General features: G+C 69.3%; 22 protein-coding genes and 1 tRNA gene. 8 read left to right on the top strand and 15 right to left on the bottom strand.

The genetic code is table 11. The features are described 5' to 3' along the window. Positions 1-19 precede the first annotated feature (19 nt). On the top strand, positions 20-2974 hold the full coding sequence (locus O5O54_RS11945; protein WP_279482002.1) for a PAS domain S-box protein: 2955 nt from the start codon (positions 20-22) through the stop codon (positions 2972-2974). 126 nt (positions 2975-3100) lie between these two features. Here O5O54_RS11945 and O5O54_RS11940 read toward each other — a convergent pair whose 3' ends face one another. From O5O54_RS11940 to O5O54_RS11925, 4 genes are all read right to left on the bottom strand, one after another. Beyond that, complete coding sequence (locus O5O54_RS11940; RefSeq protein ID WP_279482001.1) at positions 3101-3469, bottom strand: response regulator; 369 nt, start codon at positions 3467-3469, stop codon at positions 3101-3103. 149 nt (positions 3470-3618) lie between these two features. Next, positions 3619-4254, bottom strand: coding sequence for an alpha/beta hydrolase (locus O5O54_RS11935; protein ID WP_279482000.1), 636 nt, complete (start codon positions 4252-4254; stop codon positions 3619-3621). Between the two features lie 121 nt (positions 4255-4375). Next, positions 4376-4834, bottom strand: a complete 459-nt coding sequence (locus O5O54_RS11930) for an Rrf2 family transcriptional regulator (protein WP_279481999.1) — start codon at positions 4832-4834, stop codon at positions 4376-4378. Beyond that, entirely contained in the window at positions 4828-5061 is a 234-nt protein-coding gene (locus O5O54_RS11925; protein ID WP_279481998.1) for a hypothetical protein, read from the bottom strand. The genes O5O54_RS11930 and O5O54_RS11925 overlap by 7 nt, the downstream gene beginning before the upstream one ends. Between O5O54_RS11925 and O5O54_RS11920 the strand changes: the two genes are divergently transcribed. Further along, complete coding sequence (locus O5O54_RS11920; protein ID WP_279481997.1) at positions 5060-5425, top strand: hypothetical protein; 366 nt, start codon at positions 5060-5062, stop codon at positions 5423-5425. The two genes, O5O54_RS11925 and O5O54_RS11920, sit on opposite strands and share 2 nt — an antisense overlap. 109 nt (positions 5426-5534) lie before the next feature. Here the strand turns inward: O5O54_RS11920 and O5O54_RS11915 are convergent, their stop codons facing one another. The 4 genes from O5O54_RS11915 to O5O54_RS11900 all read right to left on the bottom strand — a co-directional run bounded on the left by O5O54_RS11915 (position 5535) and on the right by O5O54_RS11900 (position 8066). After that, positions 5535-6296, bottom strand: a complete 762-nt coding sequence (locus O5O54_RS11915; protein WP_279481996.1) for an ABC transporter permease — start codon at positions 6294-6296, stop codon at positions 5535-5537. Beyond that, positions 6293-7270, bottom strand: a complete 978-nt coding sequence (locus O5O54_RS11910; protein ID WP_279481995.1) for an ABC transporter ATP-binding protein — start codon at positions 7268-7270, stop codon at positions 6293-6295. The genes O5O54_RS11915 and O5O54_RS11910 overlap by 4 nt, the downstream gene beginning before the upstream one ends. A 147-nt stretch (positions 7271-7417) precedes the next feature. Next, a tRNA-His gene (locus tag O5O54_RS11905) sits at positions 7418-7494 on the bottom strand. A gap of 83 nt (positions 7495-7577) precedes the next feature. Then, positions 7578-8066 (bottom strand): phasin family protein, encoded by a 489-nt coding sequence (locus O5O54_RS11900; RefSeq protein WP_279481994.1) that lies wholly within the window; start codon positions 8064-8066, stop codon positions 7578-7580. Positions 8067-8304: 238 nt separating this feature from the next. On the opposite strand from O5O54_RS11900, the gene O5O54_RS11895 reads away from it, so the two are divergent. The 5 genes from O5O54_RS11895 (at position 8305) to O5O54_RS11875 (ending at position 17603) form a co-directional block, all read left to right on the top strand. Then, the gene (locus O5O54_RS11895; RefSeq protein WP_279481993.1) at positions 8305-11295 is read left to right on the top strand and encodes a histidine kinase dimerization/phospho-acceptor domain-containing protein; all 2991 of its coding nucleotides are present in this window, start codon (positions 8305-8307) and stop codon (positions 11293-11295) included. Positions 11296-11532: 237 nt separating this feature from the next. Further along, positions 11533-12579 (top strand): Fe(3+) ABC transporter substrate-binding protein, encoded by a 1047-nt coding sequence (locus O5O54_RS11890; protein WP_279481992.1) that lies wholly within the window; start codon positions 11533-11535, stop codon positions 12577-12579. A 137-nt stretch (positions 12580-12716) separates the two neighbouring features. After that, positions 12717-14357 carry an ABC transporter permease gene (locus O5O54_RS11885; RefSeq protein ID WP_407061702.1) on the top strand — a complete coding sequence of 547 codons (1641 nt, stop codon included), beginning with the start codon at positions 12717-12719 and terminating at the stop codon, positions 14355-14357. Between the two features lie 128 nt (positions 14358-14485). Next, positions 14486-16357 carry an AsmA-like C-terminal region-containing protein gene (locus tag O5O54_RS11880; RefSeq protein ID WP_279481990.1) on the top strand — a complete coding sequence of 624 codons (1872 nt, stop codon included), beginning with the start codon at positions 14486-14488 and terminating at the stop codon, positions 16355-16357. Between the two features lie 40 nt (positions 16358-16397). Continuing rightward, entirely contained in the window at positions 16398-17603 is a 1206-nt protein-coding gene (locus tag O5O54_RS11875; RefSeq protein WP_279481989.1) for a hypothetical protein, read from the top strand. Between the two features lie 4 nt (positions 17604-17607). Here the strand turns inward: O5O54_RS11875 and O5O54_RS11870 are convergent, their stop codons facing one another. The 7 genes from O5O54_RS11870 to O5O54_RS11840 all read right to left on the bottom strand — a co-directional run bounded on the left by O5O54_RS11870 (position 17608) and on the right by O5O54_RS11840 (position 24507). Beyond that, positions 17608-18426 carry an ABC transporter permease gene (locus O5O54_RS11870; RefSeq protein ID WP_279481988.1) on the bottom strand — a complete coding sequence of 273 codons (819 nt, stop codon included), beginning with the start codon at positions 18424-18426 and terminating at the stop codon, positions 17608-17610. Then, on the bottom strand, positions 18426-19331 hold the full coding sequence (locus tag O5O54_RS11865; RefSeq protein WP_279481987.1) for an ABC transporter permease subunit: 906 nt from the start codon (positions 19329-19331) through the stop codon (positions 18426-18428). Before O5O54_RS11865 ends, O5O54_RS11870 begins: the two co-directional genes overlap by 1 nt. Before the next feature lie 5 nt (positions 19332-19336). Beyond that, positions 19337-20488 (bottom strand): ABC transporter ATP-binding protein, encoded by a 1152-nt coding sequence (locus O5O54_RS11860; protein WP_279481985.1) that lies wholly within the window; start codon positions 20486-20488, stop codon positions 19337-19339. 61 nt (positions 20489-20549) lie between these two features. Then, positions 20550-21641 carry a polyamine ABC transporter substrate-binding protein gene (locus O5O54_RS11855; RefSeq protein WP_279481983.1) on the bottom strand — a complete coding sequence of 364 codons (1092 nt, stop codon included), beginning with the start codon at positions 21639-21641 and terminating at the stop codon, positions 20550-20552. Between the two features lie 64 nt (positions 21642-21705). Next, positions 21706-22239 carry a GNAT family N-acetyltransferase gene (locus O5O54_RS11850; protein WP_279481982.1) on the bottom strand — a complete coding sequence of 178 codons (534 nt, stop codon included), beginning with the start codon at positions 22237-22239 and terminating at the stop codon, positions 21706-21708. Next, positions 22236-23030: an aspartyl/asparaginyl beta-hydroxylase domain-containing protein gene (locus tag O5O54_RS11845; RefSeq protein ID WP_279481979.1), complete on the bottom strand. Its 795-nt coding sequence runs from the start codon at positions 23028-23030 to the stop codon at positions 22236-22238. The genes O5O54_RS11850 and O5O54_RS11845 overlap by 4 nt, the downstream gene beginning before the upstream one ends. A 67-nt stretch (positions 23031-23097) precedes the next feature. Continuing rightward, positions 23098-24507 (bottom strand): short-chain fatty acyl-CoA regulator family protein, encoded by a 1410-nt coding sequence (locus O5O54_RS11840; RefSeq protein ID WP_279481977.1) that lies wholly within the window; start codon positions 24505-24507, stop codon positions 23098-23100. 185 nt (positions 24508-24692) lie between these two features. On the opposite strand from O5O54_RS11840, the gene aceA reads away from it, so the two are divergent. After that, positions 24693-25979 carry an isocitrate lyase gene (gene aceA, locus O5O54_RS11835; RefSeq protein ID WP_279481975.1) on the top strand — a complete coding sequence of 429 codons (1287 nt, stop codon included), beginning with the start codon at positions 24693-24695 and terminating at the stop codon, positions 25977-25979. The last annotated feature ends 30 nt before the right edge of the window (positions 25980-26009 follow it).

Genomic DNA, 26009 nt, shown 5'->3' with positions numbered 1-26009 from the left:
TGTTGGAGTCTGGCACCGTATGGCGTTCGCACTGGAGGATCTGGGCGCGATCGGCGCGCTGATCGGATCGCGGGACTGGACCGACTGCCCGCTTGGCCCTCCCCCGTCCTGGCCCCCCGCCCTGCGCACCACGATCGGCCTCGTGATCTCGGCGCGCGCCGAGATCGTCCTGTTCTGGGGGCCGGATTACATCGCCTTCTACAACGAGGCCTATGCGCCGACGATCGGCGACAAGCATCCCCGTGCCTTCGGACGACCGGCGCGTGAGAACTGGTCCGAACTCTGGGATGATCTCGAGCCGCTCCTGCGCAGCGTCCGCGAGACGGGGGAGACGGTGGCCGCCAAGGACCGTCCGTTCCAGATCGAGCGGCACGGCTTTCTCGAAGAGGTCTTCTTCGACATCAGCTACTCGGCCGTGCGCGACGAGGCGGGGTCGGTGGCGGGCGTCCTGTGCATCGTCTCGGAGACCACCGGGCGCGTGACCAGCGAGCGGCGGCTGGCGGAGAGCGAGAGCCGCTTCCGCAACATGGCCGACAATGCGCCGGTCATGCTCTGGGTCACCGACCCGGAAGGCCGCTGCACCTATCTCAACCGGTCGTGGTACGACACCACCGGCCAGACGCCCGAGGCGGCAGAAGGCTTCGGCTGGCTGGACGCCACGCATCCCGACGATGCGGACGAAGCCGGCCGGATCTTCCGCGAGGCGAACGCGGCGCACAGCGCCTTCCGGCTGGAATACCGCCTGCGCCATTCAGACGGCCGGTATCGCTGGGCGATCGACGCGGCCTCGCCGCGCTTCGACGGGTCGGGCACCTTTCTCGGTTTCGTCGGTTCGGTGATCGACATCGACGAGCGGCGCACGAGCGAGGATCGCCTGCGCGCCAGCGAGGCCGCCTTCCAGACCATCGCCAACACGATCGACCAGATGATCTGGACGACGCAGCCCGACGGCTTCCACGACTACTACAACAACCGCTGGTACGAATTCACCGGCATGCCCTACGGCTCGACCGACGGCGAAGGATGGAACGGCATGTTCCACCCGGACGATCAGGAGCGCGCCTGGGCGGTCTGGCGGCGTTGCCTGGAGACCGGCGAGCCCTATCACATCGAGTACCGCCTGCGGCATCATACGGGCGAGTATCGCTGGGTTCTCGGACGGGCGCAGCCGACGCGCGACCCGGCGGGACGGATCGTCCGCTGGTACGGCACCTGCACCGACATCCACGACTTCAAGCTGGCCGAGGAACGGCGCGAGTTTCTGCTGCAGCTCAACGACACCCTTCTGGTCCATCTCGATCCGGTCGGCGTTGAAAGGGCGGCGACCGAGCTCCTCGGGCAGCGCGTCAAGGCGGCTCGCTGCGGCTATGGCGAGGTCGATCCGAGCGGCGAGGTCGTGCGTGTGGCGCGCGACTGGACCCGCTCGCCCGACGTGGCGAGCCTTGCCGGCGAGAGCCGGATCCTCGACGCCTTCGGTCCGGCGGCGATCGACGAGCTGCGGGCCGGGCGAACGCTGGTGGTGGAGGACGCGCGCACCGATCCGCGCGTCGGCCGGGCCTTCGGCGCGACATGGGACGGCATCGGATGCCTGTCGCTGGTGGTCGCCCCTCTTCTGCGCGACGGCGCGCTGCGCTCGATCCTCTACCTGCACGAGCCCCAGCCCCGCCGCTGGACCGAGGCCGAGATCCATCTGGTCGAGGAAGTGGGGGCGAGAACCCGCGAGGCGCTGGAACGCGCCCGGGCCGAAGCCGCCTTAATCGAGCTGAACGCCACGCTGGAGGAGCGGGTGCGCGAGCGCTCGGCCGAACTGGAGCGCACATCGGAAGTGCTGCGCCAGGCCCAGAAGATGGAGGCCGTCGGCCAGCTTACCGGCGGCATCGCGCACGACTTCAACAACATGCTGTCCGTGATCATCGGCTCGCTCGACCTTCTCGGACGCCGCCTGCCGGACGGCGAGGCGCGGCTCCGCCGCTATGCCGACAACGCGATGGAAGGCGCGCGCCGGGCGGCGACGCTGACGCACCGGCTCCTCGCCTTCTCGCGCCAGCAGCCGCTCAACCCGCAGGCGGTCGATCTCAACAAGCTGGTGGCGGGCATGTCCGAGCTTCTGCGCCGGACGCTCAGCGGCAACATCCGGCTGGAAACGGTGCTCGGCGGCGGGCTCTGGTCCTGCTCGGTCGACGCCAACCAGCTCGAGAACGTCATCGTCAATCTCGCCGTCAACGCGCGCGACGCCATGCCGGACGGCGGCCGCCTGACGATCGAGACCCAGAACGCCCATCTCGACGACCGCTACGCCGCCAGGGACATCGGCATCGTGCCGGGGCAGTACGTCCTTCTGGCGGTGACCGACAGCGGCACCGGCATGACGGCCGAGGTGATGGCCAAGGCCTTCGACCCGTTCTTCACCACAAAGGAGATCGGCAAGGGAACGGGCCTCGGCCTCAGCCAGGTCTACGGCTTCGTCAAGCAGTCGGACGGGCACGTGAAGATCTACTCCGAGCCCGGACGGGGCACCAGCATCAAGATCTACCTACCGCGCCTCGTGGCCGGGCACGAAGCCGCCGAGGAGACGGCGTCGGCGCTGCCCGAACTCACCGACCCCTCGGCCGAGCTGATCCTGGTCGTGGAGGACGACGAGAGCGTGCGCCGGGTGACCATCGAGGCGGTGCAGGAGCTCGGCTACCGGACCCTGGAAGCGGACGGCGCCGCGGAGGCGCTCCGCCTCCTCGGGCAGCACCCCGACATCGACGTCCTGTTCACCGACGTGGTGATGCCGGACATCGACGGGCGCGAACTGGCCGAGGAAGCCCGGCGGCAGCGGCCGAACCTGCGCGTCGTCTTCACGACCGGCTATACGCGCAACGCCATCGTGCACCACGGGGTGCTCGACCCCGGCGTGCGCCTCCTCACCAAGCCCTTCTCCCTGGAGGACCTCGCCGCCAAGCTGCGCGACGCGCTGGACGAGGTCTGAGCCGGGCGCCCGGTCGAACGAAAAAGCCCGCCGGGCCGAAAGGCCTGCGGGCGTTCCGATCAGGAGTTCCGAACCGCTGCGCTTTCCTCGGACATCGCCGGATGTCCGAGGAAAGCGCGACCGCGTTCAGGCGGGGGCGATGTCGCCCGCCACCTTGCGCAGGGAATTGGCGTCGTAGGGCTTGGGAAGGAGCGGCCAGTCCAGCTTCTGGACATTGACATAGCCGGACACGAGCACGATCCGCACATGCGGATACTGCTCAGCCACCATGCGGGCGAGTTCCGGTCCGGAAATCCCTGGCATCCGGCAATCGCTGAACAGAAGAGCGATCTCGGGCCGGCGTTCGAGCACCCGGAGCGCCGCGGCGCCGTCGGCCGCCTCCAGAACCTCGAAGCCCATTTCTTCGAACATATCGACTGCGTTGAGCCGCACCAGGGGCTCGTCGTCCACGACGAGCACGACCTTGCGCGACCCGGCCTTCATATCATCGTGCATTCCGATGCCTGTCCGTCCGATCCGGCCGCGAAGCGGCCCGCGATCTCATGAGGGGTCTGCCATCCCGGCCCGATCATGCCGGATGCGCGCACTTTTGACTCCATAGATGGTGCGCGGCAAGCCGAAGGGAACCCCCCTTGAACGCCCGATCAACCCAGGCCGAGCCCCCCGCCGTGCGAGCGGGAGATCGGGACGCCGAGCGGCCCGCGGCCGGGGCTTCGCCCGGCGAAGATCCGCGCCGGCCGGGCCGGCCGTCCGCGCAGGCCTTCCGCCAGCGTCGCCGCATCCGGCCAGGGGCCGAAACCGCTGGCGATGTTGACGTGGCCGGCCTCCCCCAGATCGAAGAGCGCCGAGCCCCAGGTCGCCGCGCAACGCTCGGCGCCCTCGAAGCGCATGTAGGGATCGTTGCGGCTGGCGACCAGGATGGAGGCGAAGGGCAGGCGCGCCCCCGACGCCTCTGCGAAGGGCGCCGCCGTTGGCACAGTGCGCGACAGGCTCGCGATATCGGCGGGCGCGACCAGAAGCGCGCCGCCCACATGCGAGGCCGCCGGGCGGTCCGCCAGCGCCGCCGCCAGCGCGCAGCCGAGGCTGTGAGCCACCAGGATGACGCCCGGCCGGCTCGCCATGATCGCCGCTTCCAGGGCATGCAGCCAATCGGCGAGGACCGGCTCCGCCCAGTCCTCCTGCTCGACCAGCTCGGCGAGCGGATCGCCTTCCAGCCAGTGGTGCTGCCAATGTCCCGCGGGCGAGCCGTTGAGGCCGGGAACGATCAGGGTCTCGGTCATGGGCCTTGCCTTTCGTGCCGTCCGATGAAGCATGAAGGTAAGGCCGCGCCCGCACGGCGGACACGCACAACATACTCATTTTATCGACTGAGGCGGAAAGCCGATCCCGGATACCGGTCCGTCAGGCACCGAGGGCGAGTTCGGGGAACCCGGCTTCGAGCACGTCGGGGGAGCGGGCGGCCTCGGCCAGGGTGCGCTCGTCCAGCACGGCCGAAATGGCGTTGCGCACGTCCAGCATGATCCGGCGCACGGCGCAGGCCTCCTCGTCGCGGCAGTCGTCGCAGCGCCGATAGGCGGTGCGGCTCGCGCAGGGGATGGGCGCGAGCGGGCCGTCGAGGACGCGCAGGATATGGCCGACCCGGATTTCGGCCGGCGGGCGGGCGAGCGTGTAGCCGCCGCCGCGCCCCTTGCGGGCGTGGATCATGCCGGCCACACGCAATTCGCCGAGAATCGTGTCCAGGAACTTCTTGGAGATGTTGTGGGCTCTTGCGATCTCTTCGGAGAGGGCGCGCCGGCCTTCGGGCATGTCGGCAAGATGCAGCATGGCCTTCAGGCCGTACTTGCCCTTCATCGTCAGCATGGCACAGACTTCGTTGGTCGGAAGCGGAACGGTACAACCGACAGGTAAACCGCCGCGCGCCGGATTTCCAGCGCCGCGGCGATCGCGGCGGCGAGCGCGGCCTCCTCCGCACGTTCCCTTTCGGCATTTCCCAGCATTCGTCTGAACTTTGCAGGAATTTGTTGTGGCGACGGGAACAGAAGGCGGGTGCTCCGGCTTCTTGCGGCAGCTTTCAAGGAGATCACCATGAAGATTGCACTGATCGCAGCCGTTTCCGCCCTCGCTCTGTCCGGGGGTGCAGCCTTCGCCCAGACCACCACGACGTCGGGACAGCCGGCAGTCGTCGTTCCCGGCGCTTCGGAGGCCGACAGCGCGGTGCCGGCCGGCGAGGCGTCCACCGCCGTCACCGGCACGGACGCGCCCGTGGCGACGGACGACACGTCGACCAGCGCCATCCCGGTGCCGGGCAATTCGTCGGGCGTCGAGTCGGCCATGCCGGCCGATGCCGCCGCACGCGTCGTCACGCCGACGGACGCGCCGCCGGTCCCCGGCCAGGTCACGAGCCCGGTTCCCGGCACGGCCGCCAATGGCGACGTGAAGCCGGCGAACTGAGACACCTCTTTTTCGCTTCGGGGGCCGCCGCGATATCGCGGCGGCCTTCTACTGTCTGGCCTAGTTGGAAGAAGGTGCAGCACAAAGGGCTGGTGCGGCGGCGGAGGCCTCAGGCGCGGATGCGCCAGCCGGTACGGAAGATCCACCAGATGCCGGCGATGCACACAATCATGAAGCCCAGAATTGCCGCCAGGCTGATGCCGACGCCGACGTCCGACGTGCCGTAGAAGCTCCAGCGGAAGCCGCTCACGAGATAGACCACCGGGTTGAACAGGGTCACGGTCTGCCAGACCGGTGGCAGCATGGAGATGGAATAGAAGCTGCCGCCGAGGAACGTCAGCGGCGTCACGATCAGAAGCGGGACGATCTGGAGTTTCTCGAACCCTTCCGCCCAGATGCCGATGATGAACCCGAGAAGACTGAAGGTGACGGCCGTCAGCACCAGGAAGGCCAGCATGAAGCCGGGATGCTCGATGCGTAGCGGCACGAAGAGCGCGGCGGTGGCGAGGATGATCAGGCCGAGAATCACCGACTTCGTCGCCGCCGCCCCGACATAGGCGATCGTGATCTCGATGGCCGACACGGGCGCCGACAGGATTTCGTAGATCGTGCCGGTGAACTTCGGGAAGTAGATGCCGAAGGACGCGTTGGAGATGCTCTGCGTCAGGAGCGAGAGCATGATGAGGCCGGGCACGATGAAGGCGCCGTAGGACACCCCTTCGATCGCCTCCATGCGCGAGCCGATGGCCGAGCCGAAGACCACGAAGTAGAGCGAGGTCGAGATGACGGGGGCGACGAGGCTCTGGAGCAGCGTGCGCCAGGCGCGCGCCATCTCGAAGAGGTAGATCGAGCGGATCGCGTGGACGTTCATGCGCGCGCCTCCACCAGGCTGACGAAGATGTCCTCGAGCGTGCTCTGTCGCGTCTTCACGTCGCGAAGGCGAAGGCCCGCACCCGCCAGGTCCTCCAGGAGACGACTGATGCCCGGCCGCTCGCTCTGGCTGTCGTAGACATAGGTGAGTTCGGTTCCCTCGCCCGAAAGCGCGAGGTCGTAGGCGGCGAGCTGTGGCGGCACGGCGGTGAGCCTGTCCTGCAGCGTCAGCACCAGTTCCTTGCGGCCGAGCTTGCGCATCAGAACCGTCTTTTCCTCCACGAGCACGATGCGCCCGCCGCGGATGACGCCGACGCGGTCGGCCATCTCCTCGGCCTCCTCGATGTAATGGGTGGTCAGGATCACGGTGACGCCCCCGGCCCTCAGATCGCGCACCACCTGCCACATGTCCTGGCGCAGCCGGACGTCGACGCCGGCCGTCGGCTCGTCGAGGAACAGGACGCGCGGCTCGTGGCTAAGTGCCTTGGCGATCAGGACGCGCCGCTTCATGCCGCCCGACAGGGTGAGGATCTTGGCGTCCCGCTTCTCCCAGAGCGAGAGCTGGCGGAGAATCGTCTCGATATGGGCCGGGTTCGGCGGCAGCCCGAACAGGCCGCGGCTGAAGCTCACCGTCGCCCAGACCGTCTCGAAGGCGTCCGTGGTCAGTTCCTGCGGCACGAGGCCGATCAGCGCGCGGGTCCGGCGGTAGTCGCGCACGATGTCGTAGCCGCCGACGCGCACTTCGCCCTCGCCGGGATTGACGATGCCGCAGACGATGCTGATCAGCGTCGTCTTGCCCGCGCCGTTCGGCCCCAGCAGCGCGAAGATCTCGCCGGGCTCGATCGCGAGGTTGATGTCGTCGAGGACCCTTGGCCCGTCCTTGTAGGACTTGGACAGGCCCCGGATCGAAAGGATCGGCGGAGCGCCGGAGCCCGTCGGCGGTGCCGGCGGGGGAGCGGTCATGGTGTGCGGCATCGGCCCTCCGTCCGGCACTCCCGAGGCGCCGGTCGCGCGTACAATTCGGGCGTCTTACGACTTGGACAACGACAGGTCGAGAGGATCAAACGCGTGCCTGCCCTCGGGAGCTGACCGCATGCGCTCGTTTCGATGGGGAGATGGCGGTGGTACGGTTGGGCGGGTTCGAACCGCCGACCTTCGGAGCCACAATCCGACGCTCTAACCAGCTGAGCTACAACCGCATGCCGACGGACCCGCAATAGAAAACTTTGCGGGCAAAGGCAAGCCTCGGGCGCGATGGTCGCGCCCGAGGGCCGCGACAGGGTCAGAAGCGGTCCTGGCCGGTCGCCTTCTGGGCGGCGTCGCGCGAGGGACGGATGACGTCCTGGGCCACGCTCTGCGACAGGGACTGCATCTCCTTGGCCTGGTCGGCCACGAGCTCGACCTGGCGGCGCAGGTAGCTCGTCTGGAGTTCGACGAACTCGGCCATGGTCTTGGCGGAGGCGAGCTGCTCCATGTGGCTGAAGTTCATCTCGGCCTGCGCCCGCAGGCCCTCCAGCGCCCGCTTCGTCAGGTTGAGCGAGCCCGAATGCGCGTTCTCGATCGTGGCCTCGAGCGTCTGCGTCGCCTGGTCGGCGGCGGACTTCATCCGCGCATAGGCTTCCTTGGACTGCTCGATGGACTTCTGCGTCATGGTGCGGAAGGCCTCGCCCATCTTGGACGGATCGAGTCCCATGGCCGCCTGCGCGCGCTGGGCACTCTCGAAGGCGTCGCGCGCCGGATCTCCGGCATTGAAGTTCTCTGTGTCGGACATGTCGGCGTTCTCCTCGGCCGGACGATGGCGGATCCATAGCCCGCAAACGACAAACTAGGGGCGCACCCGCCGAATGAACAGCCCCGCCGCCCCGGTGTGGCCGCATTAACCCTGACGGGCCTTTGAAGGGCCGAGTTCGGCCGAAGTTCTGGATTTGATCCGGTGGGGGCCTTATTAACGGATCGCTAACCGATCGACGTTCCTGGGAGCCGAGGCCATTCCGTCCGCCCTCGACATCATGGCGCTGAAGTCCGTCCGTGCCGCCGCCGCGAGCGGCGCGGCCGTGGCCGTGCTGGATGCCGGCCTTTCGGGAGTCCTCTGGGCCAACCGGGAGGGCCGGCGGCTTCTTGGCGCCGCCGATCCGGCCTCGGCCGACGTCGAGGTGATGCGTCAGATCCGCTCGGCGCGCGAAGCCTTTGCCGGCAAGGGACGCACGCAGCTCCTGCTCCGCCCGCCGGAGGACAGCGGCCTCGGCAAGGCCTTGCTCGCCCGCATCGAGGCGATCACCGGCGACGGCGCCCATCTCGCGCTTCTGTCCGTCAAGCTCGGACTGGCCCCCGCGCCCCTGGAGGACCAGGCGCGCGATCACCTCGCCGATGCTGGCGTCGCGCAAGGGCTCGCCTGTGTCGTCGGCCCGGCCGGCGTCGTCGCAGCCACCGACCGTCTGCCGCAGGACGAGCATTCGCTCCTTGCTGTCCAGGGCCGCGAGTTCCTGACGTCCGGCGAGGATCGGCTGGTGGTGGAGGACGAGGCCGGCGCCCTGTCCTTCGCGCGCGTCGGCGACCAACTGGTGCTGATCCACATCGACATGCCGGAGGGCGTCGGCGCGGACACCGAGCCCGCGGCGGACGCACCGCATGTTCAAAGCCTCCCCGATCCGGACGACGAGCCCATGCCCGGCGAGGACGTCGTGCCGTCCCTCGAACCCGACGCGGCCGAACTTGACGTGGCGGAAGTCCCCGAAGCCGGGCCGGTCTTCGAAACGGCCGAGCCGCCGACGCCCCCTCCCCCCGCCGAACCGGCGGCGGAGATCGCTACTCTCCATCCGCCCGCCGGGCCGTTCCGCGCGATGCTGAACGCCGATCCCGTGCGCTTCGTCTGGCAGACCGACGCCGAGACCTGTTTCTCGCAGCTCTCGCCGGAATTCGCTGCGACCGTCGGCCCGCGCGCGGCCGAGGTCATCGGGCGCTCCTTCGCCGATGTCGCCCGCGTCTTCGGCTTCGACGAGACGGGCGAGATCGAGCGGCTGCTCCAGCGGCGCGAGACCTGGTCGGGACGGACCATCCTCTGGCCGCTGGAGGGCACAGACCAGCGCGCGCCGATCGATCTCGCAGGCCTGCCGCTCTACAACCGGAATCGCGAGTTCCAGGGCTTCAGGGGCTTCGGCGTGGTGCGCCCGGCCGAGCACGAGGCGGATCCGGCCGCGATCGGCCTGGCCCTCGCCCTTCCCGAGCGCAAGGGCCGGCCCACAGCCGCCGCGAGCCCCGAGCCGCAGCCACCCGCCGAGCCGATGGCGGAAGGCGACGCCGTGCCCGCCTTCGGACGGCGCGCGACGGTGCCGGCGGCCGGCGGCGAGACCGCGGCCGAGCGACGCCGCCGCGAGGCCAACCTGTCGCATGCCGAGGCCGCCGCCTTTCGGGCGATCGGCGCCGAGCTCGGCGTCCGGGCGCCGTCCGAGCGGCCCGAGCCGCAAGCGGCGCGCGCCCAGCCCGCCGCGCCGACCCATGCGGCCGAACCGGCCGACGAGAGCGCCGCCACCCTTGTCCTGCCGGTGCAGGATCTCGAGGACATGCTCGACGCGCTGCCGCTTGCCGTGCTCGTCCAGATGCAGGGACGGCTGATCTTCGCCAACCGCCGCTTCTTCTCCCTGACGCGCTACGACGATCTCGACGCCCTGGAGGCGGCCGGCGGGCTCGACCATCTCGTCCAGACCTCCGGCGCGGGCGACGGCGACGAGGATGCCGTGATCCTGCGCGGCGACGGCACGTTCGAGCGGGCGCGCCTGCATCTCCAGCGCATCAGCGTCGCCGGGCGCTCATGCCTTCTGATGTCCTTTCCGCCGGTCGAGACCGCGCCCGAAGAGGATCTTACCCCTTGCCTCCTCGACCTTCAGGGCGAAGTCGAGGAACTCCAGGCCGTGCTCGACACGGCCACCGACGGCATTCTCCTGCTCGACGAGGCGGAGCGGCTGCGCAAGATGAACGGCGCCGCCGAGGCGCTGTTCGGCCTGCGGCCGGAATCCTATGTCGGCCTGCCGCTCCAGGACCTTCTCGCCGCCGGCAGCCGCGCGGTGCTGACGGACTATATCGGCACGCTGCGCGACAACGGGCTGGCCGCCATTCTCAACGACGGGCGCGAAGTCGAGGCGCGGGTCGCCGGCAGCGAGGGCACGATTCCGCTCTTCATGACGCTCGGCCGCCTGTCCAAGGGGCGCGGCTGGTGCGTCGTGATCCGCGACATCGCGCAGTGGAAGAGCGCGGAGACCGAGCTGATCGAGGCGCGCCGGCAGGCCGAGGACGCGAGCCTGCACAAGAGCCGCTTCCTCGCTAATATCAGCCACGAGCTGCGCACCCCGCTCAACGCCATCATCGGCTTTGCCGACGTGATGGCGTCGGAATGCTTCGGCCCGATCGGCCACGAGCGCTATCTCGAATATCTCGGCGACATCAAGCGCTCGGGCCACCACGTGCTCGACCTCGTGAACGACCTCCTCGACATCTCCAAGATCGAGGCCGGCAAGGTGGAGCTCGCCTTCGAGGCCGTCTCGCTCAACGAGGTCGTGGCCGAGGTCGTCTCCCTGATGCAGCCGCAGGCCAACCGCGAGCGGGTGATCGTGCGCTCCGTTCTGCCGGCCACCGTGCCGAGCGTCGTGGCCGACCGCCGCTCCGTGCGCCAGATCGCGCTGAACCTCATCGCCAACGCCGTGCGCTTCACGCCGGCGGGCGGCCAGATCGTCGCCTCGACGCATTACGGAACGGGCGGCGAGGTGGCGCTGCGCTTCCGCGATTCGGGCATCGGCATGACCGAGCGCGAGATCGAGATCGCCCTGACGCCGTTCCAGCAGGTCAACACCGGCCGCGACGAGCGGGGCGAGGGAACCGGGCTCGGCCTGCCGCTCACCAAGGCGATGGCCGAGGCGAACCGGGCGATGTTCTCGATCGCATCGACGCCGGGCGAGGGAACGCTGGTCGAAATCGTGTTTCCCGCGCAGCGTGTCCTTGCGGACTGACGACCGAATCGATCGTTCGCAAGATTGATTGTTCGGTTCTACTGTTGGAATGATTCCAAACTAGCAGTTGAACTGACCGTTACTGCCGTTTCTTCTTGATTCCTCGCCTCCGCTAGGGCATCGGAAACCGGACTGCGAAGCCCAAGTTTCGCAGCCCGAACCGGCGAGCCGCCCGGCTGCGCCCTCCGTTCCGCGATCCTGCCTGCCTTGCGGGTGGGTGTCCTTGAGGATTCGACGATGACCAAGCTTCTTTCGAGCCGCGCCGCCTTCGGCCTCGGCGCCTGTGCGCTGGCGCTGTCCGTTCCGGCGCTTGCGCAGGCCGCCGACGTCAACATCTACTCCTCGCGTCAGCCGGCCCTGATCCAGCCGCTGCTCGACGCCTTCACCAAGGAAACCGGCCTGACCACGGCGACGATCTTCATCGAGAAGGGCCTCGAGGAGCGCATCAAGGCCGAGGGCGCCAACTCGCCCGCCGACGTCGTGCTGACGGTGGACATCGGCCGCCTCGACGCCACCAAGCAGGCCGGCGTTCTCCAGCCGGTCGAGAGCGCGGTGATCGACGCCGACATCCCGGCCGCCTTCCGCGACGCCGACAAGGAGTGGGTGGGCGTCACCTCTCGCGCGCGCGTCGTCTACGCCTCCAAGGAGCGCGTCGGCGACGAGGCCATCACCTACGAGAGCCTGGCCGACCCGAAGTGGAAGGGCAAGATTTGCATCCGCTCCGGCCAGCACCAGTACAACGTCGCGCTGGTCGCGGCCTATCTCGCCCATCACGGCGAGGAGGCGACCCGCACCTGGCTGACGGGCCTGCGCGACAACCTCGCCACCGCGCCGGAAGGCGGCGACCGCGACCAGGCGCGCAACGTGGCGGCCGGCCAGTGCGACATCGCCATCGGCAACACCTACTATGTCGGCCTGATGCGGAACAACGAGAAGGAGCCCGAGCAGAAGGAGTGGGCCGAGGCGATCAAGGTCGTCCTGCCGACCTTCGAGAACGGGGGCACCCACGTCAACATCTCGGGCATGGGCCTCGCCAAGAACGCGCCGAACCGCGACAACGCGATCAAGTTCATGGAATTCCTGACCACGGACGAGGCGCAGCGCATTTATGCCGAGGTCAACTACGAGTACCCGCTGAAGGCGGGCGTGCCGGTGTCCGAGACGGTGAAGAGCTTCGGCGAGCTGAAGCCCGACACCCTGTCGCTCACCGACATCGCCTCGAACCGCGCGCGCGCCTCGCAGCTGATCGACGAGGTCGGCTTCGACAACGGACCGAAGTCCTGATCGCACGGTCGCCGATCGACGACAGGGGCATGGGCGGCCAAAGGGGCCGCCCATGCCCGTTCTCTTGAGATCAGGGCTCTGACGTGAGCGAATTGCAGCTGGAAAACGGGACCTGGCACAGGGCGAGGCGCGCGAGCATGGGCTCGGAGCGCCTCTTTCTCGCGGCCGCGGTCGCGCTCGGCCTGCTCGTCGCCCTGCCCGTCCTGTCGCTGGTCGCGATCGCCCTGACCGGCGCGGCGGAGAACTGGAGCCACCTCGCCGGCACCGTCCTGCCGCGCGCCGCCGGCACCACCGTGACGCTGATGGCCGGCGTCGGCGTCGTCACGGCGCTGATCGGCACGCTCACCGCCTGGCTCGTCGCGAGCTTCGACTTTCCGGGACGGCGCGTCTTCGCCTGGGCTCTCGTCCTGCCGCTCGCCGTCCCGACCTATATCGCCGCCTACTGCTTCAACGAGCTTCTCCATTATGTCGGGCCGGTGCAGTCCGGCCTTCGCGCCCTGTTCGGATGGACGACGCGCTCGGACTACTGGTTTCCCGACATCCGCTCGCCCGGCGGCGCGGTCCTCATCCTGTCCAGCGTCCTCTACCCCTACGTGTTCCTGACCGTGCGCCTCGTGCTCCTGATGCAGGGGCGCAAGGCGGCGGATGTGGCGCGCACGCTCGGGGCCGGGCGCCTGCGCATCCTTCTCACCGTGCTCCTGCCCATGGCGCGCCCCGCGATCGCCGTCGGCGTCGCGCTGGTGCTGATGGAGACGGTCAACGATATCGGCGCCGTGGAATTCCTCGGCGTCCAGACGCTGACCTTCGCGGTCTACTCGACCTGGCTCAACCGCGGGGATCTCGCCGGCGCGACGCAGATCGCGCTGCTGATGCTCGGCTTCATCCTGCTCTTGCTCTGGACCGAGCGGTTCGCCCGACGCCGACAGCGCTTCTCCGCCGGCCGGGCCGACACGATCAGCGCCGGTGCCGAGCACCTGCCAGGCCTCAAGGGCTGGGCCGCGACGCTGGCCTGCTTCCTGCCGATCGCCTCCGGCTTCGGCGTGCCCTTCTTCATCCTCGGCGGCTATGCCTGGCGCCGGCCCGGCGATTTCGCCGACCCTCAGCTCTGGCGCGCGCTGGAGAACACGGTCACGGTCGCGGGCGCTACCGCCCTACTCACCGTGTCGATCGGCTTCGTCCTCGCCTACGGCATCCGCCTGACCAACGCGCGGCCGCTGCGCGTCCTGTCGCGACTGGCGGCCTTCGGCTACGCGGTGCCGGGCACGATCCTCGCCATGGGCATCCTCATGCCCTTCGCCGCCTTCGACAACGCGCTGGACGCCAGGATGCGCGACTGGTTCGGCCTGTCGACCGGCCTTCTCCTGTCGGGGTCCGGCTTTGCCATCGTCTTCGCCTGCACCGCGCGCTTCATGGCCATGGGCCACGGCTCGCTCGACAACGGCTTCTCCAAGCTCTCGCCTCATCTCGACATGGCCTCGCGCGCGCTGGGGCACGGGCCGGGCGGTACGCTGCGCCGCGTCCTCCTGCCGCTGATGCGCCCGGCGCTGCTGACGTCGGCGCTTCTGGTCTTCGTGGAAGCGGCCAAGGAACTGTCGGCGACCATCCTCCTGCGCCCCTTCGACTTCGACACGCTCGCCACCTTCGTCTACGCCCAGGCCTCGCGCGCGGCCTTCGAGGACGGGGCCATCGCCGCCCTCCTGATCGTGGCGGTGGGCATCCTGCCGGTGATCGTCCTGACCCGGAGCCTCGTGCGAACGGGGGAAAAGGGGGACGGCTGAAGGGCTTATCGCACAGAGGGGTCGCCGAGCGCCTTGGCTCCGGCACAATTCGGTGCGAAAGACGGGGATCGTCCCGACCTTCGCGGGCGAGCCGCAGGCCTGCCCTCCCCTCCTCCGAAAGGTCGTCCTTGACCCCCACGCGCGATCCGTCCTCCCCTGTCCCGGTGGATGCGGGCCATCGCCCGCGCGCGGGAAAGCGGCGCTGGATGGCGGGCGGCCTCGCCGCGCTCGTGGTGGCGGCCGGTCTCGTCGCGGGGTTCTCGACCTTCTCCCTGACGCTTCCGGCCGCCCAGGCCGAGATCGAGGCGCGGCTCGCACGCCTCGTCGGGGCGCCCGTCTCGGTCGTCGGTTCGGCCGAATTCTCGTTGCTGCCGCGCCCGCGCGTCACCCTGTCGGACGTGCGCGCACTGACCGTGTCCGGGGGGGCGCCCCTCCAGCTCGACATCGACCGGCTGGAAGCCGACTTCAACCTCCTCGACGCCCTGACCGGCCGCGCCGACATCCGCCGCGTCACGCTGGTGCGCCCCGAACTCGGCCCGGCCGATGCGCCTCCGCCGCCCTCGGCCGGGCCTGCGCCGACACCGCCGCCGCCGGAGGCCGGATCGTCCGTCGACCAGGGCCGCGAAACGCTGCGTCTCCTCCTCGCTCGCTTCCAGGGCCTTAACGAACTGCGCCTGCGCGACGGGCTGGTGCGCCTGCCGGGCATGGACGGCGCGGTGTCGAGCGCGGATCTCGACTTCCGCTGGGCGGGCAACGGCTCGCCCGCCAGCCTGTCGGGCTCCTTCGTCTGGAACGGCCAGCCGGCCCGCGTCCAGGGGCAGATCGACCAACCTCTCCCGTTCTTCGACGGCGAGACGAGCCCGCTTCGCCTGACCCTGTCCGGCCCGTCCGGCGAGATCGGCTTTTCCGGTGAGGGCACGGGGGCAAAGCCCCTTCGCCTGTCCGGGCTCCTGCGCCTGTCGACGCCCTCCCTGTCGCGCACGGCGCGCTGGCTCGGCGAGCCTTCGGTGCCCGATCTCGGCGCCCTGTCCCTGGAAACGCGGATCGAGCTGTCGGGCGAACGGCTGAATCTCGGAGCCGTCAACCTCGACCTCGGCGGCAACCGCGCGCGCGGCGCCATGGAGGCCGATCTGTCCCGCGCGCCGGGGCGGCGCTCGCTGTCGGGCACGCTGGCCTTCGCCCAGCTCGATCTCGGCCGCACCTTCCAGGCCATCGCACCCGTCCCGCGCAATATCCTCGACCTTCAGCGGCCGGTGAGCCTGGAGCTCGGCCGCGATCTCGACATCGACCTGCGCCTGTCGGCCGAGCGCGCGCAGATCGGCCCGGTTCCGGTCGCCGAGCTCGCCGCCGCCGTCAAGGTGGCGGGGGGCGCCGCGACGCTCGACATCGGCGACATGGCGGCGCTCGGCGGGCGCGGCGGCCTGCGCCTGCGCTTCGATCCGGCCGGCGGGCGCCCGGTGCTGGAGGCGAACCTGCGCCTGTCCGGCGTGAGCATGGCCGAGCTGGACGCCCTGTCGGGCGTTCCGCTGCCGATCTCCGCCGGTTCGACCGACCTCGATGCCTCCCTGCGGGGGCCGGCGTCGAGCTGGGGCGAGCTCCTGGCCGCCGGACGCTCCACGCTTTCCCTGCGCGTCGCCGAAGGGCGGCTGCGCGGCTTTCCCGCGGAGCTGATGCGCGCGCCGGGCGAGCATGCGATCGAGGCGACCTCCGCGGCACCGGCGCAAGCCTTCCGGACCCTCACCGCCGCCGTGGAAGGCACGGGCACGCGCATGCGCCTCGACACGCTCGCCATGGCGACGGCCTCGGGCTCCAGCGAGGCGCGAGGCAACTTCGACGCCCATACCCGCAACCTCTCCTTGTCGGGTCACACCGTCAGTCCGGTGGTCGAAGCCTCGGGCACGGGGACCGCATTCACGTCTTCTCAACCCATTCCGTTTACGATCCGTGGAGAATGGCCCCGCCCGGTCATGACCGTGGACGCGCCGGAGGCGCCGATCTGAACGGGCGAGCGGGGCGCCACATGCCAGGAACCGGACGCCCATGGCCAACCCGACCCTCCGCCGCCCCGGCGCGGCGCGCGCGCTTCTCTTCGCTCTCGCCGCCTCCTGCTCGACCGCCCTGCCCGCAGCAGCCTCGTCGGTCGTTGTGATCGGAGAGGACGCCAAGGCTCCCAGCATCAGCCAAACGACCAAGCCCGTCCGCCGCGCCGCACCCGCAGCCTGCGCCTCGGCCTTCCATGCCCGCTTCGCGTCGATCCGCGAGGGCGAGTTCGCTGCGCTGAAAGCGGCCGCCGGCGCCGAACCCACCGTCGCCGACGCTTCGCTTCCCGGCACCCTCCTGTTTCCGCCGGCCGGCCGGCCGCAGCCCAGCGACAACGCGGCTGCGCTGCGCACGGCCGCCGATCTCGCCAAGGCCCGCAGCAGCAGCGCCGCGCCGCTCGACGCCAACGCCCGCTGGATCGCCGCGCGCATTCGCGAGGATCTCGGCGACTTCCTGTCCCAGAAGGAAACTACGTTCCTCTGCAGCGGCATCGACGCCTATCTGGAAACGCTGCGCGCGCAGGCCGCGCGGATCGGCCAGTCGCCGGACCGCCTGGGCCGGTTGGTCACCGCCCAGCGCGAGGCGGCCCGCGCCAGCCTCATGGCCGCACGCGCCGCGCTGCGCACCCCGCCGCTGCCGCGCTTCGCGCCGAACGACCGTCCGGGGGAAGCGCTCGTCGCCGACAACCTGCGCTCCAGCGTCGGGGTCGAGACGTCCCGCGTCCAGGGTCCGGTGCTGCGCGTGGCCAACCGCCAGGACGTGCAGGTCTCGGAGGGGAGCATCGATCCCGACCTGCCGCCGGTCAAGGCCTACGAGAGGCTCGAAACCGCGCAGGACATCGCACGCGCCGTCCGTGAGCTGGAGGAACGGGCCGAGAAGGCCGGCGCGCTGTCGCAGCCGGATATCGCCCATACCGACCCGACGCGTACCGGCGGCATCGCCGTCTACGGCCCGGTCCGTCCCGAACCGCGCCCGGCGCTTCAGCTTCTGGCCGAAATGCGGCCGCTCCTCGTCGGCCCGGCGGCCGCGCCGGCCGTCGATCCTCACGCGCGCGCCGACCTCCTGCGTGCGCTGTCCGATCTGGAAGCGCTGGACTACCTGGTCGCCGCCGAGCGCCAGCCCGCCCATCCGCTGCCGGCCGCCCTCGACGCCACCTTCGGCGCCATCGCCAAGGCGCATGCCGAGGCCTGCGCCTGCAAGCCTTGAGGCTCTAGGCGCCCGCCGCCAGCCGCTCGTCGCGCAGGCGGCGGACCTCGCGGCGCTTGGTGAGCAGCGAGGCGATCACGACGCCCACCGCCACCACCGCGATCAGGATCGTGGAGATGGCGTTGATCTCGGGGGTCACGCCGAGGCGGACCTGGCTGTAGATGCGCATCGGAAGGGTGGTGGCTCCCGGCCCCGAGGTGAAGCTCGCGATCACGAGGTCGTCCAGCGACAGGGTGAAGGCCAGCATCCAGCCCGCCGCCACCGCCGGCCAGATGACGGGCAGCGTCACGAGAAAGAACGCCTTCCAGGGCGGGCAGCCGAGATCCTGCGCCGCCTCCTCCAGCGACAGGTCGAACGAGACCAGCCGCGACTGCACCACCACGGCGACGAAGCACATGGTCAGCGTCGTATGGGCGAGGGTCACGGTCCAGAAGCCGCGGTCGAAGTCGATCGCGACGAAGAGGAGCAGGAGCGAGAGGCCGGTGATGACCTCCGGCATGACCAGCGGCGCGAAGACCATGCCCGAAAACAGGAGCCGGCCGCGAAACCGCTTGTGGCGCACCAGCGCGAGCGCGGCAAGCGTGCCGAGCGCGGTCGCGAGCGTCGCCGAGACGATGCCGACCCGCAGGGTGACGAAGGCCGCGTCGAGGAACAGGCGGTTGCCCGCCAGCGCCGCGTACCAGCGCGTCGAGAAGCCGCCCCAGACGGTGACGAGCTGCGAGGCGTTGAAGGAATAGATCACCAGAAGCAGGATCGGCAGGTAGAGGAAGGCGAAGCCCGCCACCAGCGACACGAGGTTGAACGCAGACAGACCGCGGCGCATCAGTCGATCCTCGCCTGGACGCGCTGGAACAGCATGATGGGCACGACGAGGACGAGCAGCAGCAGCACCGCCACGGCCGAGGCCACCGGCCAGTCCCGGTTGGTGAAGAACTCGTCCCAGAGGGTCTTGCCGATCATCAGCGTCTGCGAGCCGCCGAGGAGGTCGGGGATCACGAACTCGCCGACCGCCGGAATGAACACCAGGAAGGCCCCGGCCAGGACGCCCGGCAGGGACAGCGGGAAGGTCACCTGCCAGAAGGCCCGCAGCGGCGTGCAGCCGAGATCGCTCGCCGCCTCCAGCAGACGGTGGTCCAGCCGCTCGAGGCTCGCGTAGATCGGCAGGACCATGAAGGGCAGGTAGGAATAGACGATGCCGATGAAGACGGCCGTTTCGGTGTTCAGGATCTCCAGCGGCTGCGAGACGAGTCCGCTCCAGAGCAGGACCTGGTTGAGATAGCCCTCGGTGCGCAGAATGCCGATCCAGGCGTAGACGCGGATCAGGAAGCTCGTCCAGAACGGCAGGATCACCAACATGACCAGGACCTGCCGCAGCGTCGAGGATGCCCGCGACATGGCGTAGGCCAAGGGATAGGCGACGAGGAGCGCGAGTCCCGTCGAGATCGCCGCGATGCGCAGCGAGGAAAGATAGGCGTCGAGATAGAGCGGATCGTCGGCGAGCCAGAGATAGTTCTCGAAGCTGAGTTCCCGGACGGCCGCCACGAAAGCGCCCCAGCTTTCCAGGGTGAAGACCGGCACATAGGGCGGCTGCGCGATCGTCGTGGTCGACAGCGAGATCTTCAGGACGATCGCGAAGGGAACCAGAAAGAGAGCGAGCAGCCACAGGTAGGGCACGCCGATCACGGCGCCCCGCCACCAGCCGCCCTGCGGCTTGGAGCGATCCGCCATCGCCCCTACTCCGCCAGCACGACGCCGGCGTCGCGGGCGAAGGTGAGCGTCACCTCCTCCTCCCAGCCGATCTGCTCGGGCGCGACGCGGGCCGTGTTGATCACGGTGGAGCGCACGGTCTCGCCGCTCGCCAGCTTGATGTTGAAGAGCGTGACGTCGCCGAGATAGGCGATGTCCCAGACCGTGCCGGACAATGTGTTGGGCGTGTCCACGTCCGGCGCGCGGCGCGACAGGCGCACCTTTTCCGGCCGGATCGCGAAGGCGACCTTCTGGCCCGGCGAGAGGCCGGCTGCGGTCTCGGTCTCGATGCGCCCCGACGGGGATTGAAGCACGGCGAGGCCGTTCGCGGTGCTCTCCACCTCGGCCTCTATCAGCGAGACGTTGCCGACGAAGTCCGCGACATAGCGCGAGGTCGGCGCCTCGTAGACCACGGCGGGAGGCGCCACCTGGCAGATCCGTCCCGCCCGCATCACGGCCATGCGGTCGGCCATGGTCATCGCCTCCTCCTGGTCGTGGGTCACGATCACGAAGGTGAGACCGAGTTCCTGCTGGAGGTCCATCAGCTCGAACTGGGTTTCCTCGCGCAGCTTCTTGTCGAGCGCGCCGAGCGGCTCGTCGAGAAGCAGGACCTTGGGCCGCTTGGCGAGCGAGCGGGCGAGCGCCACGCGCTGCTGCTGGCCGCCCGAGAGCTGGCTGGGCTTGCGGCGCCGGAAGGGCTCGAGCTTCACGAGCTTCAGCATCTCCTCCACCCGTGCGTCGATCTCCGAGCGCGCCATGCCGTCCTGCTTGAGGCCGAAGGCGACGTTCTTCTCGACGCTCATGTGAGGGAAGAGCGCATAGGACTGGAACATCATGTTGAGCGGCCGCCGATAGGGCGGCACGCCCTTGAGGCTCTCGCCCGCCAGCCGGATGTCGCCGCTGGTCGGTTCCTCGAAACCCGCCAGCATGCGCAGGAGCGTGGACTTGCCGCAGCCCGAAGGGCCGAGGAGAGCGAAGAACTCGCGCTCGAAGATGCCGAGCGACAGGTCGTCGACGGCCACCGACGCGCCGAAGCGCTTGGTCACGCGATCGAAATGGATGAGCGGCTTGGCGGCGGGGTCGTTCCAGGGATCGAAACTGCGGCGGATGTTGCCGAGTGATTTCTGTGCGCCCGCCATGCCCGTCCTTCGTGTCGCAAGTGCCGGTCGCCGGGCTCGGGAAGAGCCCGGCGGTCTCCGTTCAGCGGCCTGTCTTCACGGCCGTGAAGGCGCGGGTCGCCAGACGCTGTGCCCGCGAGTCGTAGGGGCGCTTGATGAAGAGCTTTTGGAGGGTCGCCTCGTCCGGATAGATTGCCGGGTCTTCGAGGATTTCCTTGTCGATCAGCGGCTGCGAGGCGAGGTTGCCGTTGGCATAGGACACGTAGTTGGTCGCCTTGGCGATCACTTCGGGACGCATCATGTAGTCGATGAAGACGTGCGCTTCCTTGACATGGGGTGCATCGGCGGGGATCGCCATCTGGTCGAACCACATCATCGCCCCCTCCTTGGGGATGACGTAGGACACCTCGACGCCGCGCCCCGCCTCCTCGGCGCGGTCGCGCGCCTGGAACACGTCGCCCGAGAAGCCGACGGCGACGCAGATGTCCCCATTGGCCAGGGCGTTGATGTATTCGGACGAGTGGAACTTGCGGATATAGGGGCGCACGCCCTTCAGGAGTTCCTCGGCCTTGCCGATGGAATCCGCGTCGCTCGCGTTGGGATCGAGCCCGAGATACTGGAGCGCGGCCGGCAGGATCTCGCCCGGCGCGTCCAGCATGTCGATGCCGCAGCGGGACAGGGCCTCGGCGTTCTTCGGATCGAAGACGAGAGCCCAGGAATCCAGCGGCGCGTCGGGCAGGAGCTCCTTCACCTTCGGCGCATTGAGGCCGATCCCGGTGGTGCCCCACATGTAGTTGACCGAATGGGCGTTGTCGGGATCGTAGGTCGCCACCCGCTCGGAGACGAGCGGCCACATGTTCTTCAGGTTGGGCAGCTTGGACTTGTCGAGCGTTTGGAAGACGCCGGCCTCGATCTGGCGCGACAGGTACTCGGCCGAGGGCACCACGATGTCGTAACCGCTGCCGCCCGCCAGGAGGCGCGTTTCGAGAATCTCGTTGGAATCGTAGGTGTCGTAGACGACCCGGATGCCGGTTTCCTTGGTGAACTCGTCGATGATCGACGTGTCGATGTAGTCCGACCAGTTGAAGATGTTGAGCACCTTCTGCTGGGCGGACGCCCCTTGAACGCCAAGGCTCGCCACGACGGCGGCGAGCAGGAAGGGGGTCAATCGCATCGGACGGGCACCTTTTCTCGGGTCGCTTTCTGCAAGGCAATATTACGAAGGCGCCCCGATTTGCCTAGTGCGGCCCTCGCTTTTCAACCGCGCCGGGCGTCTCGCGCAGCATGAAGACCGCTTCCTCGCCGTAGCTCGCGAGCTTGTCCCGCAAGGCCGGATCGTCGACCGGGCGGAAGCCGAAACGCATCCAGAAAGGGGGCGTGCCGTAGACCGACACCAGCACAGTAGCACCCAAAGGCTCGGCCAGCGCGAGCAGGCGCTCCACGGCCGGCTCGGCAAGCTTTCGTCCGCGCCATTCGGAGGCTACCGCTACGTCGTGAATGTAGAGGGCGTCGGCATCCGCCGGCAGACGCCCCAGCACCGTGTCGAGCGGGGGCGGCGCGAATCGGCGGACGGGATAGGCGATCGCGTAGGCGGCCAGCGAGCCGTCCGTCAGCGGCAGGACCAGGGAGCCCTCCGGAAACAGGGCGAGCCGGTCCCGGAACATGGCCTCCCCCTCGTAGAAGTCGGGATGAACGATCGCGGACAGGGCCATGAGGGCGGGCACGTCCCCGGGCTCCATGCGCCGCCAGTCGGCCGCCTCCGGCGCCTTCATCGGTGCTGGCGCCCCTCGCCGTAGAACATCTTCTCCCAGGCCTTGTGGGCCTTGTAGCCCTCGCGGATGAAGGGCGTGAACACGGCGAGGTTGAGGACCGCCTTGTTGGTGACGCTGGCCGGGAAGCGCAGCGGCTTCTCGAAATCGACGAACAGCACCACCCGTACCGCGTCGGAGTGGTTCCAGGCCTCGTGCTCGTAGGCGTCGTCGAAGATCAGCGCCTCGCCCTCGCGCCAGTGGCGGGTCTCGTCGGCGATGCGGATGCCGATCTTCTCAGGCTCGTCGGGCACGAGGAGGCCGAGGTGGAAGCGCAGGACACCGTTGTAGGGGCCGCGATGAGGCGGCAGATGCTTGCCCGGCTCGAAGATCGAGAACATGGCCGACTTGAGGCCCGGGATCTTCTGAAGGATGCGCCAGGTCTCGGGGCACTGGCGGATCGCCTCCTCCGACTTGATGCCGTAGCCGCACAGGAAGAAGGTCTTCCAGTTCTGGTCCGACGAGATGGAGCGGACCTCGGACGAGATCTCGTGAAAGGCCGGCAGGTCGCCCTTGCGCACCAGGACGCGGTCGAGTTCTTCGCGGATCAGGCGCCACTCGGCCTCGACGGCGCGCGCCCAGGGGAAGTCGTCGGTCGGATAGACCGGCGGATTGCCGTTCTCGGCGAATCTGAGGTTCAGGGCTTCCGCCTTGTCCACGAGGCCCTGCACGACACGTGCGACCGTACCCTGCCGGGTCATCGTGTCCTGAAGGCCTTCCGTCTTGGCACTCTGCTTGGGGGCGGTCTGTTTCATGGTGGTTCCGATGCTCACCCGGCCCTGCGGCCATCGGCTCCTGCATTTTGCGCGTCAGTGTCGCGTTTCAACGGAAATCGTAGGGCGTCAAGCCCGAAACCCATTCGTCGAGGGCCAAAGGGCGGGTCAAGGGCGGCTCGGCGCGCGAGGCACAGGCCTCCCGCTCGCAATGGCGGCAGGCCGGGCCGATGCCGATGGCGGGGCCGCCCCGGAGCGCCTTGGCATAGACCGTGTCCTCGGCCGCTTCCCAGTCGCAGCCCAGCAGCACCCGCGTGCGCCGCCCCGGCTCCGGCCAGTCGCCGCCGAGCCCGGCCTCCGCGCGCGCCACCAGAAGATAGGCGGACCCGTCGGGCATCTCCGCCCGCTCGGCCAGCACCCCGTCGCCCGCCCGAACATGCGGCAGCCGCGCACAGAAGCCGCCGAACAGCGCGGCCGGAAAGCCGCGCGCCCCCGAGCGCCGCAGCACGTGGCCGACGGGATCGGCTTCCAGGAAGAAGAAGGGCGGCCCCGGCGCCGCCCGCCGCTGGAGGCTGGTGAGCCGTTCGGCGGCATCGGCGAAGCCGACCCCGAAACGCGCCGTGAGACGCTGAAGGTCGTATCCGAGCGCAGCCGCCGCCTCGCGGAACGGGCCGTAGGGCATGAGGAGCGCCAACGCGCCGTAGCGCGTCAGCTCGCGCCCCCCGATCCGCTCGGCCTCGCCGCCCGAGAAGCCGAAGCTCGCGACCTCCGCCTCCACCGTCCCGCCGAAGGCGAGGCGCACGGCCTCCGCCGCCATCTCGCGCAGGCGCCCGGCCGCGTCCAGCCGCTCAGACAGGAACAGGCGGCGCGAGTGCCGGTCGAAGCGGCGGCGCCAGAGCGGCATGACCTCGACGGGCAGGATGCGCACGGAAATGTCGTGGCGCTCGCGCAGCCAGCGACGCAGCGCTCCGCCGACATCGTCGCCTCCCGTTCCGATCTCGGCGCGCAGCGCCTCGGCGGCGGTCTCCAGGGCGGCATGGTGATGCGGCCGCCCTTCCAACACCTCGCGCACCTCGTCCAGCGGCATGCGCGAGAGCTTGAGCGCGGGCCCCTCGCCCCGTCCCATGGCGGCCGACAGGTCAGACAGCCGCGCCTGCGTCTCGCCATAGGCGCGGTGGAGCTTGGCGAAGGCGGCCGCGACGTTGGGCGCCGCGTCCGCGAGTTCCACGAGCTCCCCTTCGCCCGGCAGCTCGCCCGCGATCAGCGGATCGGCGAAGATGCGGCGCAGCTCGGCCACCGTCTTGTCCCGGTCGCCCCCCTGCCATTCGCCGAGGTCCACCGAGAAGGCCTGCGCCATCTTCAGGAGGAGCTGGACAGTGAGCGGGCGCTGGTCGCGCTCGATCAGATTGAGATAGGAAGGCGAGATGCCGAGCGTGGCGGCCATGGCCGTCTGCGTCAGATCCAGGGAGTTGCGCAGGCGGCGCACCTTGGGACCGGCGAAGACCTTGTTGTCGGCCACGGCGTTTCCTTTACACGGTTTTACAAGACGACCGGGCGGCTTGTCGAAATCGCGACAGGTCGACACGAATTCGGGGTGCCATTCATCGGATCACCGTCGCCATGCGGGCTCGGGCTTGTCAATTTCTTTCCACGGACGCCGCATCGAAGCGACACCACGGACCGGAAGAAAAAGGGCCACCCGCCATGACCGATTTTTACACGCTCGTTCCCAGCGCACCCGAAGGCCGCTTCGACGGCGTGGAGCGCAACTACACGGTGGCCGACGTCGAGCGCCTGCGCGGCTCGGTCGCGATCCGCCACACGCTGGCCGAGAACGGTGCCAACCGGCTCTGGAAGCTCCTGCACCAAGAGGACTTCGTCAACGCGCTGGGCGCCATGACCGGCAACCAGGCCATGCAGCAGGTCCGCGCCGGCCTGAAGGCGATCTACCTCTCGGGCTGGCAGGTCGCGGCCGACGCCAACACGGCCGGCGCGATGTATCCCGACCAGTCGCTCTACCCCGCCAACGCGGCGCCCGAGCTGTGCCGCCGGATCAACCGCACCCTCCAGCGCGCCGACCAGATCGAGACCGCCGAAGGCCAGCACTCGGTCGACACCTGGTTCGCTCCGATCGTCGCCGATGCCGAGGCCGGCTTCGGCGGACCGCTCAACGCCTTCGAGATCACCAAGGCCTTCATCGAGGCGGGCGCGGCCGGCGTCCATTTCGAGGACCAGCTCGCCTCGGAGAAGAAGTGTGGCCATCTCGGCGGCAAGGTGCTGATCCCGACGGGCGCCCATATCCGCAACCTGACGGCCGCGCGCCTCGCCGCCGACACGATGGGCACGCCGACGCTCGTGATCGCCCGCACCGACGCGGAGGCCGCGACGCTCCTCACCTCCGACATCGACGAGCGCGATCGGCCCTTCGTGGACTACGACCGGGATCGCACGCCGGAAGGCTTCTTCCACGTGAAGAACGGCCTCGAACCCTGCATCGCCCGCGCCATCGCCTATGCCCCGCACTCGGACCTCATCTGGTGCGAGACCTCGAAGCCCGACCTCGACCAGGCGCGGCGCTTCGCGGAAGCCGTGAAGCGCGAGCACCCCGACCAGATGCTGGCCTACAACTGCTCGCCCTCGTTCAACTGGCGCAAGAATCTCGACGAAGCGACCATCGCTAGGTTCCAGCGCGAGCTCGGCGCCATGGGCTACAAGTTCCAGTTCATCACGCTGGCCGGCTTCCACCAGTTGAACTTCGGCATGTTCGAACTGGCGCGCGGCTACCGCGACCGGCAGATGGCCGCCTATTGCGAGCTGCAGGAGGCCGAGTTCGCGGCCGAGGCCAACGGCTACACAGCCACGCGCCACCAGCGCGAGGTCGGCACCGGCTACTTCGACGCGCTGGCCACCGTGATCGGCGGCGGCGCCTCCTCCACCACCGCCATGCACGGCTCGACCGAAAGCGCGCAGTTCCGCGTCGCCGCCGAATGAACGCCTCCCTCGACGACATGAACCAGGAGA

It is taken from the genome of Aureimonas sp. SK2, from assembly GCF_029813115.1.
In the GTDB taxonomy this organism is placed as follows: Bacteria; Pseudomonadota; Alphaproteobacteria; order Rhizobiales; family Rhizobiaceae; genus Aureimonas.
The sequence above is the reverse complement of the archived record's forward strand: the minus strand, read 5'-3'. Positions and strand labels throughout refer to the sequence as shown.